The organism is Bacillus mesophilum, assembly GCF_008923265.1.
In the GTDB taxonomy this organism is placed as follows: domain Bacteria; phylum Bacillota; class Bacilli; order Bacillales; family Cytobacillaceae; genus Cytobacillus; species Cytobacillus mesophilum.
Genome location: NZ_WBOT01000008.1, coordinates 34,684 through 56,195, shown reverse-complemented (window position 1 = coordinate 56,195; position 21,512 = coordinate 34,684). Strand labels below are relative to the sequence as shown.

Annotated in this window: 17 protein-coding genes and 4 tRNA genes; all 21 read right to left on the bottom strand. The window is 41.2% G+C overall.

What is annotated here, in order from left to right; all coding sequences use genetic code 11:
• Positions 1–11: 11 nt before the first annotated feature.
• Positions 12–1,130 carry a DUF418 domain-containing protein gene (locus tag F7732_RS19270; RefSeq protein ID WP_066441996.1) on the bottom strand — a complete coding sequence of 373 codons (1,119 nt, stop codon included), beginning with the start codon at positions 1,128–1,130 and terminating at the stop codon, positions 12–14.
• 116 nt (positions 1,131–1,246) lie between these two features.
• Entirely contained in the window at positions 1,247–1,726 is a 480-nt protein-coding gene (gene rlmH / locus F7732_RS19265) for a 23S rRNA (pseudouridine(1915)-N(3))-methyltransferase RlmH (RefSeq protein WP_151575693.1), read from the bottom strand.
• A 72-nt stretch (positions 1,727–1,798) separates the two neighbouring features.
• Complete coding sequence (locus F7732_RS19260) at positions 1,799–3,124, bottom strand: right-handed parallel beta-helix repeat-containing protein (RefSeq protein ID WP_151575692.1); 1,326 nt, start codon at positions 3,122–3,124, stop codon at positions 1,799–1,801.
• 24 nt (positions 3,125–3,148) lie between these two features.
• Positions 3,149–3,490 (bottom strand): zinc ribbon domain-containing protein YjdM, encoded by a 342-nt coding sequence (locus F7732_RS19255; protein WP_066441940.1) that lies wholly within the window; start codon positions 3,488–3,490, stop codon positions 3,149–3,151.
• Between the two features lie 177 nt (positions 3,491–3,667).
• Positions 3,668–5,200, bottom strand: a complete 1,533-nt coding sequence (dacB, locus tag F7732_RS19250) for a D-alanyl-D-alanine carboxypeptidase/D-alanyl-D-alanine endopeptidase (protein WP_151575691.1) — start codon at positions 5,198–5,200, stop codon at positions 3,668–3,670.
• Positions 5,201–5,405: 205 nt separating this feature from the next.
• Positions 5,406–5,570: a CxxH/CxxC protein gene (locus F7732_RS19245; RefSeq protein WP_080843643.1), complete on the bottom strand. Its 165-nt coding sequence runs from the start codon at positions 5,568–5,570 to the stop codon at positions 5,406–5,408.
• A gap of 229 nt (positions 5,571–5,799) precedes the next feature.
• The gene (locus F7732_RS19240; RefSeq protein ID WP_151575690.1) at positions 5,800–7,014 is read right to left on the bottom strand and encodes a S1C family serine protease; all 1,215 of its coding nucleotides are present in this window, start codon (positions 7,012–7,014) and stop codon (positions 5,800–5,802) included.
• Between the two features lie 236 nt (positions 7,015–7,250).
• The gene (locus F7732_RS19235; protein WP_151575689.1) at positions 7,251–8,045 is read right to left on the bottom strand and encodes an MBL fold metallo-hydrolase; all 795 of its coding nucleotides are present in this window, start codon (positions 8,043–8,045) and stop codon (positions 7,251–7,253) included.
• A gap of 13 nt (positions 8,046–8,058) precedes the next feature.
• Complete coding sequence (locus tag F7732_RS19230) at positions 8,059–8,847, bottom strand: two-component system regulatory protein YycI (RefSeq protein ID WP_161598912.1); 789 nt, start codon at positions 8,845–8,847, stop codon at positions 8,059–8,061.
• Positions 8,834–10,165, bottom strand: coding sequence for a YycH family regulatory protein (locus tag F7732_RS19225; protein ID WP_151575687.1), 1,332 nt, complete (start codon positions 10,163–10,165; stop codon positions 8,834–8,836). The genes F7732_RS19230 and F7732_RS19225 overlap by 14 nt, the downstream gene beginning before the upstream one ends.
• Positions 10,162–11,994, bottom strand: coding sequence for a cell wall metabolism sensor histidine kinase WalK (gene walK, locus F7732_RS19220; RefSeq protein WP_151575774.1), 1,833 nt, complete (start codon positions 11,992–11,994; stop codon positions 10,162–10,164). Before walK ends, F7732_RS19225 begins: the two co-directional genes overlap by 4 nt.
• Before the next feature lie 9 nt (positions 11,995–12,003).
• Positions 12,004–12,714, bottom strand: coding sequence for a response regulator YycF (yycF, locus tag F7732_RS19215; protein ID WP_151575686.1), 711 nt, complete (start codon positions 12,712–12,714; stop codon positions 12,004–12,006).
• 342 nt (positions 12,715–13,056) lie between these two features.
• Positions 13,057–14,529, bottom strand: a complete 1,473-nt coding sequence (locus F7732_RS19210; protein WP_151575685.1) for a M23 family metallopeptidase — start codon at positions 14,527–14,529, stop codon at positions 13,057–13,059.
• 296 nt (positions 14,530–14,825) lie between these two features.
• Positions 14,826–14,898, bottom strand: a tRNA-Phe gene (locus F7732_RS19205).
• A gap of 18 nt (positions 14,899–14,916) precedes the next feature.
• A tRNA-Asp gene (locus F7732_RS19200) sits at positions 14,917–14,993 on the bottom strand.
• Positions 14,994–15,062: 69 nt separating this feature from the next.
• Positions 15,063–15,134: transfer RNA gene (locus tag F7732_RS19195), tRNA-Glu, on the bottom strand.
• A gap of 16 nt (positions 15,135–15,150) precedes the next feature.
• Positions 15,151–15,226 (bottom strand) — tRNA-Lys (locus F7732_RS19190).
• Between the two features lie 506 nt (positions 15,227–15,732).
• Positions 15,733–17,025, bottom strand: a complete 1,293-nt coding sequence (locus F7732_RS19185; protein ID WP_151575684.1) for an adenylosuccinate synthase — start codon at positions 17,023–17,025, stop codon at positions 15,733–15,735.
• A 171-nt stretch (positions 17,026–17,196) separates the two neighbouring features.
• Positions 17,197–18,561, bottom strand: a complete 1,365-nt coding sequence (gene dnaB, locus F7732_RS19180) for a replicative DNA helicase (RefSeq protein WP_066441924.1) — start codon at positions 18,559–18,561, stop codon at positions 17,197–17,199.
• Between the two features lie 520 nt (positions 18,562–19,081).
• Positions 19,082–19,531 (bottom strand): 50S ribosomal protein L9, encoded by a 450-nt coding sequence (rplI, locus tag F7732_RS19175; RefSeq protein ID WP_151575683.1) that lies wholly within the window; start codon positions 19,529–19,531, stop codon positions 19,082–19,084.
• Positions 19,528–21,501: a DHH family phosphoesterase gene (locus tag F7732_RS19170; protein WP_151575682.1), complete on the bottom strand. Its 1,974-nt coding sequence runs from the start codon at positions 21,499–21,501 to the stop codon at positions 19,528–19,530. The genes rplI and F7732_RS19170 overlap by 4 nt, the downstream gene beginning before the upstream one ends.
• Positions 21,502–21,512 lie beyond the last annotated feature (11 nt).

Here is a 21,512-nt window from a genome sequence, read left to right as displayed (position 1 = left end):
ATCTAACACCCCTATCTTTCCAGCCTCTGCAGCATTCCCTTCCGCAGCCATTCGACCGGTCCATAAGGAAATTTAGTTAACCACATATTCGACAGTATAATTTGCCCTACTACTATCATACAAAAAATCCCTATAATTTCCACACTATTTAGACTACCTCCAAGACCTAAACCCCATCCGTAGAAAATAGCTGAAGCAGTAATGTTTTGCAGAATGTAACAGCTTAAAGACATACGCCCCGTTTTCTCAAGCCACTTCCACATTCCCCACGTACTGCACTTACGTACAATATAAGCAATCAGTCCTATATAGCCTAATGCAAGGACAGGAGCAAACAGATAACGGACAGGTAAATCAAATAGACCGCCTGGTACAAAAGTCAACATATTCAAAGGCAGACCTAGACCTAATCCCCAAATGAGCAATTTCCTTTGAATAGCAATGCCATGCTCAGTAAAGGAGAACACACCACTGCGCATCAGCTTTATACCAACAATAAATAAAATAATATTTAAAGGAATAATAAAGATTGCCTCTGCTCTAAAGAACATAAAATTCATGAGACGATTCTGTACCTGATCCAGCCATGTTCCCTCTGCATATATTGCAAGCAACTGTGGAGAGCTTGCCATTGAAAACGCCGGTCCAAATAGCATGGAAGTAAAAATTAGAGCAAGCAGCCCTAAATGAATAGCTCCCGCAACCCACAACGCCCTTTTCATTACCCTCTCTCCGCGCTTAAGTATGACCGCAATAATTCCTGCAGTAACGGCATAGCTCATGAGCACATCATACTCCATTACTAGTAGGTAGTGCAGAAGACCTTCCACCATTAAAAATACGATTACCCATTTATACATACCGATCCAAGGCTTATTGTGCCTAATGGATTGCTGATATTTAATCTCCATTCCTACTCCGAACATTATCGTTAACATGCCAAGCAGCTTGCCGTTAAATACGAACAGTACAAGGAGGCGTAAAATATCATTTATACTCGACCAACTGGTAAAGTCTGTAGTCGTTATATACTTTAGATCCCCTAAATGGGCAAAAATCCAAATATTCGTTCCAAGTGTCCCCAGAATAGCGATTCCTCTTAAAATATCGATCAATGCTATACGTTTCATATAAATGCCCCTCCATTTCTGTACCTTTATCGTACATTACAGGGCATCCATGAAAATATCGACAGGCGTCAATAGATACAGATGACACTTGTCATTTATAAAACGCAAAACCGCACTTATTTATGGTACGGTTCCCCCCGATTAATCCGAAAACTCCGATAAACCTGCTCCACCAATACCAGCCGCATTAGCTGATGAGGAAACGTCATCTTTGAAAAAGACAAAGCAAACTTGCTGGCAGCCTTTACTTCATCACTAAGCCCAAGCGATCCGCCAATAACAAAGGCAATTTTGCTGTTCCCATATGTAGCAAGGCTATCAAGCTTTTCAGCGAGTTGTTCTGAGGTTAGCATTTTCCCGCCTATTTCAAGGGTAATAACGTAGGTGTCCTGGCTGATGTGGGTGAGGATTTTTTTGCCTTCTTTGTTTTTGACTTCTTCTTCTTCGGCTGGGCTCATGTTTTCTGGTGCTTTTTCGTCAGGGACTTCAATGATGTTGACGTTGGCGTAGGCTGTGAGGCGTTTTAGGTATTCGTCTATGCCTTGTTTTAGGTATTTTTCTTTTAGTTTTCCGACGGATATGATGGTAATTTTCATAGTGTGCTGCTTCCTTTTCTCTGCGTTTTTTTAACTGTATCAATTGGGTGGAGAGCTTTTAAGAAAACTATTTTACTTTAAGCTCTCCAACAGAACCGTCCCCTGGTATGCTGCTTTAAACTCTTCCAAGGACGCATACTCTTCATCCTTCCATATCCAAATGCCGTCTTCTCCATCTTCTTTTTGAAATACATTATCGCTTAGTGTTGTATTTTCGTTGGTCGTGAAGAAGTTGGTGATATAGATGCTGGATGGACCTGCTGTTAGGGTATTCTTTTCAATGGTATTGTCTTTTACGTCATGCTGGATCATTAGCTGTCCGCCGGCGAGATCAAGGGTATCATTTCGGAAAAGGATGTTGTGTCCAATATAGGAATTGATTGTACCGCCGCGGTTTTCGTCGTATCCGCCAATGGAGATGCCTGTGTAAAAGTTTTCATAAATATTATTGTTGATGATCTCAATGTTTTCCGCGTATTGATCAGCATGTTCGGAAGTGGCTTCGATGCCGATATCACTGCCATAGATGGTATTTTCTTCGATTGTGATTTCTTTTCCGCCATCAACGTAGATGCCGGCCGCATTGTATTCCTCGCCATATGCCGGGTTGCCATAAGTTGAGATGTCATGAACCGTGTTACGAGCTACCACCCCATTGCGCACGTAGTCTGCGTCTTGATCTGCAGCGACTCCTTCATAGCCGATCAGATCAATGCCGATATTATCATTGCGGCTTACAGTGTTATCTTCGATATTAAAACCATCAATATTGCCATTGAGGACAAGTGCTTCGCTTGCGCCCAGCTTGAGGTCTTGTACAGTATTGTTGGTCACCGTTATGTCCTTCATAGGCTCCGTTCCATAAACAGCAATACCATGGCCATTTCCATCGTCTGCATGTGTTTCAATACGCTGGATATGGTTGCTGTCCAATGTAATATGGCTGCTGGAGCCTGTCACAAAAATGCCCATGACGGTTTCATCCGTTAATTCCGTCGTTAAATCCTGAATCATGAGGCCCTTAATTGTCACATAGTCTTTGCTGTCGATCGTAATGAGGGCAGTATCGCCTTCCTCACTTGGTATGTTTTCACCACTCAGAATCACATCTTCATCATGATAGGGCTGAAAAATAACCCCATTTGATTTTGTGCCGCTATGTTGGATGACCAGCTGCTCTTCGTAAATTCCTTCATGGATATGTACAGTTGTCCCGGCTTCCGCTTCTAAAGCAGCTTTTGTCAGTGTGCGAAAGGGCTCTGTTATAGATCCATCATTTTCATCATTTCCATCTGTTGCTACATATAAATCCTGTTTTTGTTCTTTGGTTCCGTTCATGTTCAGTAAGAAAAAGATCATGGCTGCGGCTGCAGCAAAAATCAAAAGTAGTCTTTTCATGGTGGCTCCTGCTTGTTTATTTTCTTATATTTTCTTCACAAATTCGGATTTTAATTTCATGGCACCAAATCCAGTGATTTTGCAATCAATATCATGATCTCCGTCCACTAAGCGGATTCCTTTCACTTTCGTACCTTGTTTCAATACGGATGAACTGCCTTTGACTTTCAGATCTTTTATCACACTCACGGTATCGCCGTCATTTAAAATATTTCCGTTAGCATCTTTGACGATTTTCGTATCTCCAGCAGCTTCTGTTTCCTCATTTGCACTCCACTCGTATCCGCACTCCGGGCATACAAGAAATGTTCCATCATCGTAAGTATATGCAGATTGGCATTTTGGGCAATTCGGGTATTGGCTCATTATTATAGTTCCTCCGCTCGTTCAATTTATCTATTCTATTATAACAATAATGACGATCGTTGTTTTTGAGTAAATCATGAAACTTGCATCTGAAGGCAAAAAAATCCCGGCGAAATAATCGCCAGGAATTTATGTTCATTTATTTATCTAGTCATGGACTGACGGTTTCCCGCTAGTTCACTGCTTCGCCAGTGTCTCCACAATCCTGTCTTGGATTTCCGTCATCGACCCCCTGATATAGTTGTTCATCATAATTGAGAAGATTAACTTCTCGCCACTTTTTGTTGTAACGTAGCCGGAGAGGGTGTTGGCACCAGTAAGGGAGCCGGTTTTCGCTTTGACGTTTCCTTGTGTGTTCTCACCCTTAAGTCGGTTGCGCAATGTTCCGCCTACTAGCCGGTCTGAAATTCCTGCAACAGGCAAGGAATGTTCAAATTGAGGATACCATGGTTCATCTTGTATTTCATAAAGCAGCTTTGTTAGCTGCTCTGCTGGAATAAGATTTTTATGAGACATACCTGATCCGTCACGGAGCAGGATGGATTCCATGTCCAGTCCAAACGAGTTGAGCTGGCTTTCAACGACATCGAGTCCCTTCTCCCAGCTGCCTTCCCCATGAATCTCTTTGCCCATAGCTTTAACGATCATTTCCGCATGGCCATTGTTGCTGAGCTTCATAAATGGCAGGAACAATTCTTTTAATGGCATGGATTGTTTGGAGGTCAGCAGCTCTGCATCCTCAGCTGTTACGCCATGTTTTACTTCGTTTTTGCCAATCTGCTTGATTTCTTGTTCTTGCAGTGACTTCGCAAACACATCCAGCACATAACCTGTTGGTTCCCATACAGATACCCATGATCGCGACGCTGAACCTTCTAGCGGGATTTTTCCTTTAATGACAATATCATTGGTACCGTGTTCTCTGCTGATCGAGATGCTTTTTGATTCGCCTTTTGCGACAGTAGCTGCCTCGTTTACGATGTTCACATAGTCAGTTGCTGGAGTGACGGTAATCTGTGGCTTATCGCCGGTCTTTTTCCCAGCCGTCACTTCTACAATGACTGTGCCCATATCATAATCTTCATTAGGAGATAAGGTAAGAGCTGAGACCTGTGCACCTGTATAGTTCGATTCGTCATCCCAGTTCAAGTCAGTTGATAAGCGCACATCGTCATACCAGCTGTCGTCTCCGATAATATCTCCATTAATTTTTTCAATGCCTTTTGCTTTCAGTTCTCTAGCAAATGCATCTAGATCCTTTTTTAAAAGGGTTGGATCACCTTTGCCTTTTATGTATAAGTTTCCTTGAAGTACTTTCCCTCTTACCATTCCATCTGTTAAAATCTCCGTTGAAAATTGATAGTCACCACCAAGTGTTGCTAATGCTGCTGCTCCTGTGAGAATTTTTTGATTGGAGGCAGGATGAAGTCGTATATCCCCGTTTTGGGCATAAACCATTTCTCCGTTTTCAGCATTTCTTACGCTAACGCCTGTTAATGCACCGGAAAGCCGTTCATCTTGAAGAATGGCATTTAATTCTTCTGTCAATGATGTCTGCTCTGTGGATGTATTTTCTGTCGATTCTGCTGCTGTCGAGTTTTTTTGCACATCATTTGTTGCTCCAGCATGCTCTCCAACTGTAAAGGGCAGGATCAGCATTAAAGCTAAAACAGCAAGAAAAGCTCTCGATCTGTAAAACCTTTGAATCATCACAGCTCACATCCTTTATGGAAATTTATAATAGTATATCGAAAAATTCCAGAAAAAGAATATAGGGTTTCAGTAAATTCATTCTGATGGCCTACCGTTTATCTAAAAAAATAGCTAGATATTCACAGGCAATCCTCAGGTACAAACAACATATCCACAGTAGTTATCCACATGTCCACATTTTCTATCCACATATGGTATGGAATCACTTGTTCGCCACAACATATATTGCGGTATTTCGACAATATTCACAGGCTGTTGATAATTTTTGTTCGTCTTCCATTTGTGTTAATTGCGGGAAAGTTTCCAGCTCATCCACAATCATATCAATGGCTAGCTCTACATGTTCCTCACAGCAGTAAATTTTCACTTTTAAAACGCTCCTCTTTTTTACATCAATTTATTAACAATGTGGATAAACTCTGTAAAACCTTCCATCTTCCAGTTATCCACACTACATCTTAACATACTGACACCTTTTATGTGTTTTGATTTTTGCACAGAAAAAACAGGAGTGCGTTATGCTCTCCTGTTTAGTATTTCTAGCTTCCACATATTTTAGACAACTAGAGCTTGCTTGATTGCTGAATACCTTTTACCTAAAAAGTAGAGGCGTCACTCAGCTTTACCGTTACTTCTTGCTTCTCACCGTTGCGATAAATGACGACTTGCATTTGGTCACCGACTTTTTTCTGGTTATATAAATGCTTTCGCAAGCCAATAACATCATCTATTACTTCTCCATCCATTTCAACGATAACGTCGAATTCCTGCAGTCCAGCTTGTGCGGCTGGTGAATTTGGTTCTACTTGGGTAATCGCTACTCCAGTTGTAATATCCCGCGGCAGCTGTAATGTTTGCTGCTGATGATAGCCTGGGATTTCCGTAACGGACTGTAGGCCGACACCTAAATAAGGACGTTTTACTTCGCCAAATTGCTCGAGATCGTCAATAATTGGTCTTGCATAGTTAATTGGAATCGCCAATCCAATTCCCTCCACCGCTGATTCAGCAATTTTCATGGAGTTGATCCCAATTAGCTGGCCGCCAATATTAACAAGAGCTCCACCACTATTTCCTGGATTAATGGCTGCATCTGTCTGCAGTACTTCTGCCTGCCAATCCACTGTTCCATTTTGATCAATATCCACCGGCACTGTCCGCTCTAAACCGGAAATGATTCCTTGTGTGACAGATCCTTCAAATGTACCGAGCGGATTTCCGATTGCAATGACAGGTTCACCTGTTTTCAGGGCATCTGAATCGCCAAACTCAACAACCGTATCGATTTCGTTACCTTCTACTTCAATCACCGCTAAATCCGTCCACACATCACTGCCAACTAGAGTGGCAGGAATCTTGGTTCCATTTGCCAGGCTCACTTCAAGTTGCTGTGCTCCGTCAACTACATGGTGGTTGGTGACAATAAATGCTTTATTGCCGTCTTTTTTATAAATAACACCAGATCCCGTTCCAGCTGGAGCACTTCCCGTTTCCTCTCCCCAAAAGCTGTTAGATTGCAGGTTTGTAATGCTGACGACCGCATCACCGGCTTTATCAACCGCCTGTGTCACATCTGTTACCACATCAAGGGAGAGATTTTGCGTCTCAACATTTGATGAGTTATTATTTGTGCGCTGTTCCGTTTCTTCCGCAGAGTATGGAAGAACATTATAATCAATTAATTTTGGCAGTGCTATGACAACAAGCAGTGCACCAAGAATGAGCCCCACAAGGCTCGCCAAAAAATAACCGCTCTTTTTGCCCTTTTGGCGGCTGGAGCGATTTTCATAATCCTGATCATAATAGCCCATATGCATACACCCTTTCCCTTTTTAATTATAGGTTTTTTTGTATAAGATGATGGCTATCATTTATTTTACCTCTATACCCATTATTATACTCAGGCAAAAATAAAATTCTAAAAAAAACACTTATCTTCTGTTAATCTTACGAGTTTGTTCATAATTTGTTTGCGTTTTATTCATATACGAACATCTATGTAAAAAAAGCAGCAAAGGATCGATAGCTCCTCTGCTGCTTTCTATTCTTAAACTGCCGTTAAAATCGTCGGTGTTTTCGGATCGGTGTCATAAAGTGTAAACTGTTCTCCAACCATAATCCCTTGTGTTTCAAGTGTTTGAGCGACAGACATGCGTGCTAAATCTTTAATGTTGTTATCTTGGCTTAAGTGAGCTAGGTAGATGCTTTTGGTGCGATCACCTGCTACTTCGCTCATGGCAATCGCAGCATCCTCATTAGAGACATGGCCAACGTCGCTTAAAATGCGGCGCTTGATGCTCCAAGGATAACGTCCCATTCTCAGCATCTGTACATCATGGTTGCTTTCAAACACATAAGCATCTGCATTGGAGATTAATCCTTTCATCCGGTCGCTGACATAACCTGTGTCGGTAATTAAGACAAGCTTTTTCTCACCACTATGGAATACATAAAACATCGGATCTGCCGCATCATGTGAAACACCAAATGACTCAATATCCAGACTTCCGAATGATTTCACTGTTTCCATTCCAAAGGTGAATTTTTGCTCCACTGGAATTTGACCGATTAAGTTGTCCATTGCCAGCCATGTTTTTTCATTTGCATAAATAGGAAGCTTATACTTGCGGGCAATGATGCCGACGCCTTTTATATGATCACTATGTTCATGTGTCACGAGGATGCCGGACAGCTTCCCCATATCTCGGTCAATCTGCTGAAATAAGGTTTCCATTTGCTTGCCGCTTAGTCCTGCGTCAACCAAAAAAGAATGCTCCCCATTTTCCACATAGATGGCGTTCCCCGTACTGCCGCTTGCCAGAACGCTGAATTGCATGGACATAATTTCTCCCCCATTAATTATTCTCTATATTGCTTAAATCAATGATATCGCCGTACTTTACATTTACATATAGACTTCCCTGGTCTTTTACTACAAAACGCCATACAGGAGTGAGTGTATAGGTAGTTGTATTTTCACTTAAGAACGTATAATAACCGATCTCCACATCCGTAATAACGGAGTTTGGAAGCAGCTTTCCGTTTTGATACAATGTCTCCATTGCACTCAGAGGAGGAACCGGATCTTCAACTTCTACACGATCTTCAATGCCGGTGAGCAGTGTTTGTGTATATGAAACAATTTCACCTTCTGGATTCAGAAACAGCGTCAATCGGCCATTATTGTTTTTGTAAAACATTTTTCCTTCAAATGTCTGATAGAATGTAATCGTTGTTTCTCCTCTTTCCCAGAATGCATATTGATCCGCATGTATGATATAAGCATCTAAAAAGGTGTTTAATTCTTCTAGATCAGCATCTTCATCTATTGCATATGGTTCATCTAAACTGACGACTAATTCTTTTCCTCTATTAATTTCGGCGGATTGTTCATCAAACTTTGCATCTTCGAGATCTTCCTCTGTGAATTCCGCCCGTTCAGCATTAATTAAATTCACTTCATTATTATCATTTTTCAATTCTGGAAACTCAATGCCATCAGCTCTTAATCTGTTTTCTACTGAAGCTTCCGATTCCAGCGCTAATTGGCTTGCATCCCTAAGCTTTGAGAATTCATAAATGAGATACACATCGAGTACGAGAAACGCGATAATAAAAATTGTTTTTATTTTACTCCAATCCACGGTTGATCCCTCCTGTCTCCTCCATGGACAACATAATCCAATTCCCGCCATATAAGTAGTACCAGGAAGGGTCAAGATAAATTAATTTGGTTTGTGGATCCTTGGTCATTTTATAGCCAATTGCAATATCCTCAAGCTGATCTAATTCAATTCCTTCCAGACTCTCTAAATGATTGACGACTGATTCACCAGATGGAAGATCAACCTTTATATGATCTGAAAGAGGTGCATCGAAAGAGAAATTACTTCTTCGATATTCGCGGAATTTCCCCTGACTCCAGCTTACCTGAACGGTTGACTTACTAGAGCTATCACTAAAAATGGGATATCCGTTTAATTCATACTGACGGAAGACAACTCGATTACTGGCTTGATCAAATGAATCATAGCGATAATTATCTGTCCATCCGCCATGACTATTGACATAATCAATACTTTCGGATAATAAACTGCTGTCTACTGGAGACCATTCCGTGCTTGTATCGAAATTAATATAGGAAATCGTATTTGAATCATGCATAACTCTCAGCAGACTTGAACTATCCGTGAATTCTTCCATTGTAGACTGAACATTTTTCTGTACAATCGTTGGTTCACTAAAAAGAAGATTCTTAAATCGATCTGAGTCAAATTCCTCTGATAAATATTGATATTTAACAAGCTGTCTTTCACCAGAAGGAATAAAAATGGTTGTTCCAGCAGATGGCTGGTAGCGAAAATACTCGGAAAAATTCTCATTGAATATCGAGTTCTCAAAATATTTATCTTTAAATGATTGAACAAGTGAGGCTCTTACATGGCTCTGATAAACGGTATTGGACTTTTTTGAAATAAAATAGACAATGCCATCTTCTCTGTCCAAATTATTTGAGTTAATGACAATATGATCAAAATCAAATGTGAGCACAACCTCTTCATCAATGGCAATGACATTTTGATATTGCTCAATCGGTACATTATCTGGATAAGTGATAACCGTATTTCCTGGTTCATACATGGAAGAGATTAATACGTCTGCTTCACTGCTCCGATCCTCAAAATCAGTTAGGTTCCATTCTTTTATTTCATTTATTGTTTTGTTGATTTCCCCGATATCAACCGTTCCGTAGTGTTCATTATTCGGATAGTGGTAGACGACCTTCTCAGGCAAGACAAGCTTGCTGAATTCGTTAGTAGGACCAATTGGCTCTTCCTTCAGCGTTTTTAGATTTTCAAGCAGTTCCAAGTTAGGCTGATATGTCCATAGAGTCCAAGTTAAAACTCCACTTAGGACAACTAAAATGACTAATATGATATTTTTAATATTTTCATATGTCATTCCCACTCATCCTCTTCTGTCCGGTCATAAGGCAGACTGAATGAAACGGTCGTCCCTTTGCCTTCTACACTATTGGCCCATATTTTCCCTCCATGCGCTTCGACCATTTCCTTCGCGATGGCAAGTCCTAATCCTGTGCCGCCAAGCTTTCTTGTTCTAGCTTTATCAACTCTATAGAAACGCTCAAAAATCTTGCTGAGATTTTCTTTCGGAATTCCAACTCCCTGGTCAGAGATACTAATCACAATAAAGCCTTCCTGATCTTCAATCTGAAATGCTACTTTCCCGCCTTCAGGGGAATACTTTAAGGCATTTGAAATTATATTATCCAGCACCTGGGTCAGCTTATCTTCATCAATTTCCACAAATATCGAATGGTCTGGCAGTTTTCGTTCGAAGATCACATTTTGGCTTTTTGTAAATTCAAAACGATCTATAATTCGATTGTAAAACGGAATAAAATCAATCCATTCCCTTGTTAGACGATAATCCTTGCTATCCATTTTAGATAGCTGCAGGAGATCATTCACCAGGCGAATCATTCGCTCTGTTTCAGTTTGAGTGACATTTAAGAAATGCGGTGCAATTTCCTGGTCTTCCCATGCTCCCTCTGCCAGAGCTTCTAAATAACTTCTCATCGTCGTCAATGGCGTTCTCAATTCATGAGAAACGTTTGCCACAAATTCTCTGCGCTCCATATCAATTTTTTCCTGCTCAGTAATATCGTGAAGTACCGTAATTAAGCCGTTAACAAAGCCAGTTTCCTTTTGAATGACTGAAAAGTTAGCACGTAAAATTAATGGATTAGGCTGATCACTATAGTCTAAAATGACCGAATCCTGTTCGTCTAGAAGGGCTTCAAACGTATATTCATCTTCTAATTCAAGCAAAGAAACAATAGAGGAAGACAACACTGTTTCACGTGAAACATTTAGCATTTTTGCGGCAGGATCATTGATTAAAATAACCCGGCCCTTTCGATCTGTTGCGATTACTCCGTCTGTCATATAGGAAAGAACGGAAGACAGTTTTCTGCGCTCTCCCTCTGTTGTCGCATGGGCTTCCTGCAGCTTCTTCGTTAAATTGTTAAACGTCATCGCAAGCTGTCCAATTTCGTCTTGACCATAAATTTTAACCTTACGGGAGAAGTTTCCTTTCGCCATCGCCAAAGCCTGCTTACGCATATCAGAAATAGGCTTGGTAATCGTTTGGGAAAGCAAAACACCAAGTATAGCAGTGATGACCAATGCGATCGCTGTACCTGAAGCAAAGATTTTATTTATCTGCTTCATTTGTTCATATACATTTTCAATTTTGCCTTCTAGGTAAATTACTCCAACGATCTCTCCATTTGTTTCAATTGGCGTCACAAGTCGCCAGATTCGGTTGCCTGTTGAGCGATCAATACGTTCTTCATTTGCTGGCTGGCTCGTTGCCAGAGTTTTATTAATGATGGTGTCAATGGCTGTCTGTCCCACTAAATACTGATTATCAGGATCAGATGAACCGAGAATTCGCTTATTGTCATCAATAACCCGTACCTCTGTCACATCATCTGAATAGTAATCACGCAATAAGCGATAAATGTCAGCCTGCAGTGTCGGAGTGCTTTCATCCTCTGCATTCCGATCCTTAGACAGCTGTTCTTCTAAATAATAAGCTAGCAAGTCTACACGATCTTCAATCGTTGCTTTAAAGTTATCCTTCAAGGTTGTTTCCAGCTGACGGACAAAATAGACCCCAATGGTTTGAATGGCAATAAAAATCAGCAATACATAGATGATTACAAACTTTAAATGAATCGAGCGAAAGAACCCAACCTTGTTCATCAATTTCCTTTACTCCTGTTCGGGATTGCGCAGATAGTACCCCACTCCTCGTCGTGTAACGATCCATGTCGGATGACTCGGATTGTCCTCGATCTTTTCACGAAGTCTTCTTACGGTTACATCGACCGTTCTGACATCCCCATAATAATCATAGCCCCAAACGGTCTGCAGCAGGTGCTCTCGCGTCATGACTTGTCCAATATGTCTTGCCAGGTAATGAAGCAATTCAAATTCACGATGTGTCAATTCAATTTGATCCCCGCGTTTTGATACAATATATGCATCCGGGTGAATAGTTAAGGCGCCAACTTCAATTTCATTGGTTTCCTCTTCTTCAACCGCACGGTCTGAAATCTGCTGATGTCTTCTTAAGTTTGCCTTCACACGTGCAATAAGCTCTCTCGTGCTGAAAGGTTTTGTTACGTAATCATCCGCACCGAGCTCCAAGCCTAGTACTTTATCGATTTCCGAATCTTTGGCTGTCAGCATGATAATCGGCATATCATATTTTTTGCGTACCTCACGGCAAACCTCAATGCCGTCTCTTTGGGGAAGCATAATATCCAAAAGAATCATATCCGGCTTAATTTCCTCTACCATTTCAATCGCAGAGTTGCCATCATAAGCACAGTGTACGTCAAAGCCTTCTTTTTTCAGGTTAAATTGTAATATATCTGCAATTGGTTTTTCATCGTCTACTACTAGAATTTTCTTATCCATATATGTCCCCTTCTCTTGAAAAAATGATGAGAGTTTCTGTTTGTATGTTCTGCACAATTTCTGTGGTTTATATCATTTTTACATTTAATGTTTTCAGGTGCAAATTTGAATAGCGAATACTTTGCTCCATTCTCGGTGCCTTCCACTTTGCTTTGTCCAGCTTCAGGCGCTAGGAGCTCGAGTTCTTTCGCTTTCCTATATAAAATTTTATCATTTTGCAGGCTTGAATTCATCTTTTAGCCGCTTTCATACTTAATTTACCACATTTTCAGTGCATCGGATTATTCTGTTTAATAGAAAAAGTCTCTAGCAGCCATTGACTAGAGACTTTTTCAGTTAATCTTAGCGAACGTAATTCAGCGGATCTTGAAGACTGCCGTTTTTGTATAGCTCAAAGTGCAGGTGGATACCTGTTGAATGTCCTGTAGAGCCCATTACACCAATCCCGGATCCTTTTTGGACTGTTTGCCCAGAACTTACGCTCATTGAATCTAAGTGTGCATAAACCGTACGGTAGCCATTTTGATGGTCGATGATTATTTTATTGCCATAGCCGCCGTCCCAGCCAGCTGATACGACAATGCCATTGTCTGCGGCTTTGATCGTGCGGTTGCTTGGTCTGGCAATGTCGATTCCTTTATGCAGCTTTCCCCATCTGTAGCCAAGCTTGCTTGATACATACCCGCCTGATGCCGGCCATACAAAGCTGCCGTCACCGCGCGATGGAATGACTTTGGTTCCTTTTACTACTATATGTTTAACAGGCTCAGCAATAATTTCTTCGTTCACTTCTTCTTTTGCTGTTTGTTTGCCATTTTGCTCTGTTATAGCATAGGTAACATTCCTGGAGCCTTCTTTTCCTTCTTGCTTCACCTTTGTGTCGCCTTTGAACATGGAAGAATCTTCGATAACTTCTTTTTCATAGTCAATCTTTTCTTTGCGCAAGGCTTCCTTCTCTACCACAACATCGACATACGGCTTTAACACCGTTACATTTAATTGCTGACCAATGTCTAAAACCGAATCCTCTTTTAGTTCTGGATTTAATTCGAGAAGCTTTTTAGTCGTCAGGTCATATGCTCCAGCAATGCTGCCAAGCACATCCCCTTCCTTTACTTTGTACTTTTTATCTTCTAATGTTCCTTTTTTCAGCAAAGTGACCGCTTCTTTTACGGTCATTAATTCATCCGGAGTAATGGATTCTGCAGAGACAGAAACGTTTTCTGTAAAAGAAACATCTACAACTCGTGTTTGATTGACTTCTAAAGCGGGTAAAGGCTCACTGGATGCTTTATTTACTTCTACTGCTCGCAGAAGCGCATCTGATACATAATTGAGCTTTATTTGCTTAAGTACTTCTTCCGCTTGTTTCTCATCTGCTAAATAAGCAATTTGCTTCCCATCAATCACAATGGTCGATGCCTCAGCCTTAATCGCTAATGATGATTTGATCTTGTCTGCTGTTTCTTCATCATATGTATTGGCATTAGCAGCAAATACTTGTTCTGGAACAAAAGAGACTTGAGACTTCAGAATGGCATCTAAATCGCTATACTCATTTTCCAAGCTCTCCAGCTGCTTTTTCACTTTTTCTTCTATTAAATTTTTATCAGAAACGGTTCCAATATACTCATCGTCCATATATACGTAATAAACGGTTGTTAGCTCACTTCCATCTGCATATGCAGCAGAACCCGCAGCCAATGTAATTGCTCCTGCGGCTAAAGCAGTCATACAAACCCGTTTTAGCTGTTTCATCATTCTCTCTGTTGTTTGTACTGTATATGTAGTTATGGATTCCTTCCAATTAAACATTGTGACTCCTCCTAGACTACTGTAACAATTCTCCAAACATATAGTTCTATTTATCTACTAAAATTTCACACCCCTATACTTTACCATACGATTCTTCTTAATAAAGAATAGAAGTGATAATGTAACAAAATTGTATAATAACTGACATTTTATTACTTTTAACAGACAAAAAGACTTGTCGAAATGACGATCTAGATGGTATTTCGTGATATTTTAGCAAGATGGGATAAATACATTAGTAGAACTTGTAAAAAGAAAAAAGCTGCCTTGATTATTTTCAAGACAGCTTTTTGAGATGGCTCAGGACGGAATCGAACCGCCGACACAAGGATTTTCAGTCCTTTGCTCTACCGACTGAGCTACTGAGCCATTTGTTTATTATGTAAATGGCGGTCCGGACGGGACTCGAACCCGCGACCTCCTGCGTGACAGGCAGGCATTCTAACCAACTGAACTACCGGACCATTTAATTATATATGGCGTCTGAGAGATTGACCGCTCTTGTCGGTCTGCTCCCAGCTGCCAAATGCCGATGACCCCTACGGGATTCGAACCCGTGTTACCGCCGTGAAAGGGCGGTGTCTTAACCGCTTGACCAAGGGGCCATTTTATTAGTGAAGATGGTGAGCCATGAAGGACTCGAACCTTCGACCCTCTGATTAAAAGTCAGATGCTCTACCGACTGAGCTAATGGCTCATGAATATTGCTCATTGGCGACGCTTTTTATATTATCATAGCATTGCACATTGTACAATAGTTTTTTAAAAAACTTTTTCGTTAACCACACAGTTTATGTTGTTTACGGAAAAAGATAGAGTTTTTACGTAAGAGTGTACTATTTTACAGATAAAAACCCATTTTAAAGATATATCGTAAAAATTATCGGATACACCTTCAATTATGCATTGATTTGCACTCATTTACTCGTATTTTAATTCCTATTACCCTAATTTAACCGGATTCCAAACTGCTGACGCTGAAATGAATCTGTATTTCCGCCGTCCAGGAAATTTATCCGCCATAAAACACAATATTTCCGCCGTTATTTTTATATATCCGCCGTAAAAAATTTTTATCCGCCAAAAACAACCTTTTATCCGCCAAACCTCCACCAGAGGGACGATCCATCCCGCAGCCTCCGAATCCCGCACAAAAAAAGACCAGAGAGAATATCTCTCTGGTCTTAACGATCATACCTGTTATTAGTTTTGTCTCCAAGGGCTTCTGACTACGTTTGTTTGGGAACGGTCAGGGCCAACAGAGAAGATTGATAATGGAATACCTGTAAGCTGTGCAATGCGCTCTAAATAGTGGCGTGCATTTGCAGGAAGCTCATCAAGTGATTTGCAGCCTGTTATATCTTCTGTCCAGCCTGGAAGCTCTTCAAATACAGGTTCACATTCAGAAAGGACTTTTAGGCTTGCTGGGAATTCTTCAATTACTTCACCTTTGTACTTGTATGCCGTACAGATTTTTAATGTATCGATTCCTGTTAATACGTCAATTGAGTTAAGAGAAAGATCAGTAATTCCGCTCACACGGCGCGCATGGCGAACCACTACACTGTCAAACCAGCCAACACGGCGCGCACGGCCAGTTGTTGTACCATATTCGCGTCCTACTTCACGGATTTGATCACCAATTTCGTTATTTAATTCAGTTGGGAAAGGACCGTCACCTACACGAGTCGTATAAGCTTTAGAAACTCCAACTACATGAGTAATCTTAGTTGGACCTACACCAGATCCAATTGCTACGCCGCCAGCGACTGGGTTTGAAGATGTTACGAACGGATATGTGCCTTGGTCAATATCCAGCATAACTCCTTGTGCACCTTCAAATAATACACGGCGTCCTTCATCTAATGAGTCGTTTAAGACAACTGACGTATCACAGACATAATGCTTAAACTGCTGTCCGTATTCGTAATACTCATCAAGAATATCTTCTAATTTGAAGCCTTCTGTTTCATAAATACGCTCAAGAAGACGATTTTTCTCATCCAGGTTACGAGACAATTTTTCTTCAAATACTTCTTTGTCCAGCAAGTCTGCAATACGGATCCCCACGCGGGCAGCTTTATCCATGTATGCTGGGCCAATTCCTTTTTTCGTTGTTCCGATTTTGTTGGCACCTTTGCGCTCTTCTTCTACTTCATCTAGCTTTAAGTGATAAGGCAGAATCACATGAGCACGGTTGCTGATGCGAAGGTTGTCTGTTGATACGCCCTTTTCATGCAAATAAGCAAGTTCTTTTAAAAGAGCCTTTGGATCAACAACCATTCCATTGCCGATGACACAAATTTTATCATTATAAAAAATCCCTGATGGAATTAAGTGCAGCTTATACGTTTCACCGTTGAATTTAATTGTATGTCCAGCATTATTGCCGCCTTGATAACGGGCGATGACTTCTGCATTTTCAGAAAGGAAGTCTGTAATCTTTCCTTTCCCTTCATCTCCCCATTGTGTTCCAACTACTACTACTGATGACATTTAACATGCACCTCCGAGGTTAACTTAAATCCCTTTTCAAACAAACTAATTTTATCAATAATGAAGGATGAAAGTCAACAAAACACGAACATTTCTTATAAAATTATTAAAATATGTTCGTAATATATGAAAATAGTAAAGAAAAAAGGGATCAGTTTTGAACTGATCCCCTTATGCACCAGGCGGCGCGTATGCATCATCATAGCGTTTCTCTAAGTTTACGAATTTATTATACTCTTTCACGAACGCGAGCTGCACAGTTCCGACTGGGCCGTTACGCTGTTTAGCAATAATGATTTCGATAATATTTTTGTCTTCGGACTCTTTATCATAATAGTCATCACGATATAGGAAGGCGACAATGTCGGCATCCTGCTCAATACTTCCCGATTCACGGATATCGGACATCATTGGCCGTTTATCCTGACGCTGCTCCACACCACGGGAGAGCTGTGATAAGGCAATAACAGGCACTTGCAGCTCACGCGCTAAAGCCTTTAGGGAACGGGAGATTTCAGAAACTTCCTGCTGGCGGTTTTCGCCTGAGCGGCCGCTTCCTAAAATGAGCTGAAGGTAATCGATTAGAATCATGCCAAGACCGTGTTCCTGCTTTAAGCGGCGGCATTTTGAACGAATTTCCGTAATACGCACACCAGGAGTGTCATCAATAAAAATACCTGCATTTGATAAGCTCCCCATCGCCATCGTCAGCTTGCCCCAGTCATCATCAGTAAGTGATCCTGTTCTTAAGCGCTGTGCGTCAATATTCCCTTCGGCACATAGCATACGCATAACAAGCTGCTCAGCACCCATCTCGAGACTAAAGATCGCTACATTTTCCTGCGTCTTTACAGCAACGTTCTGAGCGATATTCAAGGCAAAGGCTGTTTTACCAACGGAAGGACGTGCTCCCACAATGATTAAGTCATTGCGCTGGAATCCGGCCGTCATTTTATCCAGTTCTGCGAAGCCGGTGGCGATCCCGGTAATATCGCCTTTTCGGTTATGCATGACTTCAATATTATCGTAAGTGCGGACAAGCACATCTTTAATATTATGAAAGGCGCCTGCATTTTTGCGCTGTGCCACTTCAAGAATGCTTTTTTCTGCTTCACCTAATAAAGATTCAACTTCATCCTCACGGGAATAGCCGTCTTGTGCAATCGTAGTAGCTGTACGAATAAGTCTTCGCAGCAGTGATTTTTCTTCAACAATTTTTGCATAATACTCCATGTTTGCCGCTGTTGGAACAGAGCCGGCAAGCTCACTTAAATAACTGACACCGCCTGTATCCTCAAGCAGCTTGGCTGCGTTCAATTCCTCTGTAACGGTGACGAGGTCAACTGCTTTACCTGCATCGTTCAGCTTCAGCATGACATTGAATATTTTCTGATGCGATGCCCGGTAAAAATCTTCTGGAATTAGTATTTCAGATGCTAAAGTAAGGGAGGAAGGCTCCAAAAAAATGGCTCCTAATACAGCTTGTTCGGCCTCCATATTCTGCGGAGGAAGACGATCAGCATATGCTTCATTCATGATAAAACCCCCTAATTTGAAATGCAGAAGGCGCTTGCCCAGGGACGACAACCTCGAGTCCCTAGCGCCTGCAGCTAGACAATACGAAATGCGTAAGCGCCTTGCTCAGCCCCGAAAAGCATAAGACAAGCCAGGCTAAAGGTTGTTCTTTAACCTTTTGACTGGATTGGCTTATGACCTCGAGGGGCTAGGCGCCGCAGCTAGACAATACGAAATGCGTAAGCGCCTTGCTCAGCCCCGAAAAGCATAAGACAAGCCAGGCTAAAGGTTGTTCTTTAACCTTTTGACTGGCTTGGCTTATGACCTCGAGGGGCTAGGCGCTGCAGCTAGACAATACGAAATGCGCAAGTGCCTTGCTCAGCCCTGCATGGCGAACGAAGCGCTAAACTAGACAATAATATATATATAAAGGTCATAAATAACTATTTTAAGTCCTAAAAAATGTGACCAGCCGGAACCGATCACATTTAATAGGACTTATCTATTGTAACATGTTTATTTCATTTCTGTATTTCCAATATTAGTTTGCTTCTTTTACATGAACATTTAGAGTAGCTGTTACTTCTGTATGGAGCTTAACAGGAACCTTTGTATATCCTAATGAACGAATAGCGTCATTAAGCTCGATTTTGCGCTTATCAATTTTGATTTTATGTTTTTTCTGAAGTTCTTCTGCAATTTGCTTGCTTGTGATTGAACCGAATAAGCGGCCGCCTTCACCAGCTTTTGTTGAAAATTCAACAGTCAGTTTTTCAATCGTTTCTTTTAGCTCTTTTGCACTTTCTAATTCTTCAGCAGCCAGTTTTTCTTCTTTTTTCTTCTGAGCATTTAGTGTGCTGACAGCTGATTGGTTTGCTTCAACTGCAAGACCATTTTTAATTAAGAAGTTATGCGCATAACCATCTGCAACATTTTTCACTTCGCCTTTTTTGCCTTTGCCTTTTACATCTTTTAAAAATATAACTTTCATTCGTTCTTTCTCCCTTCAAAGTAATCATCAATTGCTTCTTTTAGTTTGATTTCAACATCATCAATGGAAATATCCTGAAGCTGTGTAGCTGCGTTTGTCAGATGGCCGCCGCCCTCTAGGTTCTCCATAATAACTTGTACATTCACGTCACCGAGCGAACGAGCGCTGACCCCAATAATATGATCAGAACGATACGAGATGACGAAGGAAGCAACGACTCCATCCATTGTCAGCAGGGTGTCTGCTGCCTGGGCAATGAGCACCTGATCAAATTCCTGGTTTGGATCACCCTTTGCAATGGCAAGGCCATCCCGATAAAACGAAACTGTCTCAATTAATTTAGCACGCTTAATATACGTATCGACATCTTCTTTTAAAAACTTTTGAACGAGAACGGTATCTGCTCCCAGGGCCCGCAAATATGAGGCAGCATCAAAGGTACGAGAACCTGTACGCAATGAAAAACTTTTCGTATCCACAATGATGCCAGCCAATAAAGCCGTCGCTTCAAGCATTTCAATTTTGCTGTTTTTTGGCTGATATTCAAGCAGTTCTGTTACGAGCTCAGCCGTTGAAGAGGCATATGGCTCCATATATACAAGAAGCGGGTTGGCAATGAACTCTTCTCCTCGGCGGTGATGGTCAATGACAACAACATGGTCGATTTTCGCCAGCAGCTTTTCTTCTATGACTAATGAAGGCTTATGCGTGTCAACTACAACTAATAATGTGTCATCTGTAGCCATTTCCATCGCTTGCTCAGGTGTAATAAATTTAGAAAACAAGGCTTCATTTTTTTCAATTTCACCCATCAGCCTGCGCACACTCATGTCGATTTCTTGAGCATTCATGACGATATAGCCTTCACGCTGGTTCATTTGTGCCACCTTCTGAATGCCTATAGCCGCACCGATCGCATCCATATCAGGCCGTTTATGTCCCATTATGATTACCTTATCACTTTCAGCAATCAATTCTTTTAACGCATGTGAGATGACTCTCGCACGCACCCTTGTTCTTTTTTCAATCGGATTGGTTTTCCCTCCGAAGAACTTCACTTTCCCATTCGGCTGCTTAATCGCTGCCTGATCGCCGCCTCTTCCTAAAGCAAGATCCAAGCTGGACTGTGCCAGTGTACCTAATTCAGGCAAGCTTGAGACGCCTGTACCAACTCCTATACTAAGCGTAAGCGGCACATTCTGTTTTGCGGTCGTTTCTCTGACCTCGTCTAAAATCGTAAATTTCCCTTTTTCTAAAAGGCGCAGGATGTTTTCATTAAAAACAGCAATGAAACGCTCTGAGGAAACACGCTTTAAAAAGACTCCATTTTCCGTTGCCCAATGATTCAAAATGGACGTAACAAGATTATTTATACTGCTTCTTGTCGGATCATCCATTGCTTGAGTAAGGTCATCATAATTATCTAAAAAGATGATGGCTATTACCGTTCTTTCCGCCTCATACATCTTCTCAATTTCTGTCTGTTCCGTTACATCAAAAAAATACAGCAGCCGTTCCTCTGGCTTATGAATGACACGGAACTTCCGGTCATGAAGTGTAATCACTTCGCTCTCTACTTCTTGCTTCACAATAGAAACAAGTGAATCCGCTACATCATAAAGCGACCTGCCCACAAGCGTATCTTCATCAAAACAAGTAGCAAGGAATGGATTGGTCCACTCAACAAAATATTCATCATTAATGAGCATAATGCCAATAGGCATTTCCATCAATGCTTCTTCCCCAACCTTTTTCACCCGGTAAGACAGAGTTGAAATATATTCTTCTGTTTCTTTGATCTGTTCATTATTTAGCTTGAACAGAAAGTAAAAAGGAAGAACAGCAATAAGTAATGCTATAAGACCGATGATCCAATTGTAATATGCTAATACCCCAAGAAGCACCGCTGTTACGCCCATTAATCCGAAAATCGGATAGCGGATGGACCGCTTTTCTAAATATGAAGGCATTCTTTCAGCTC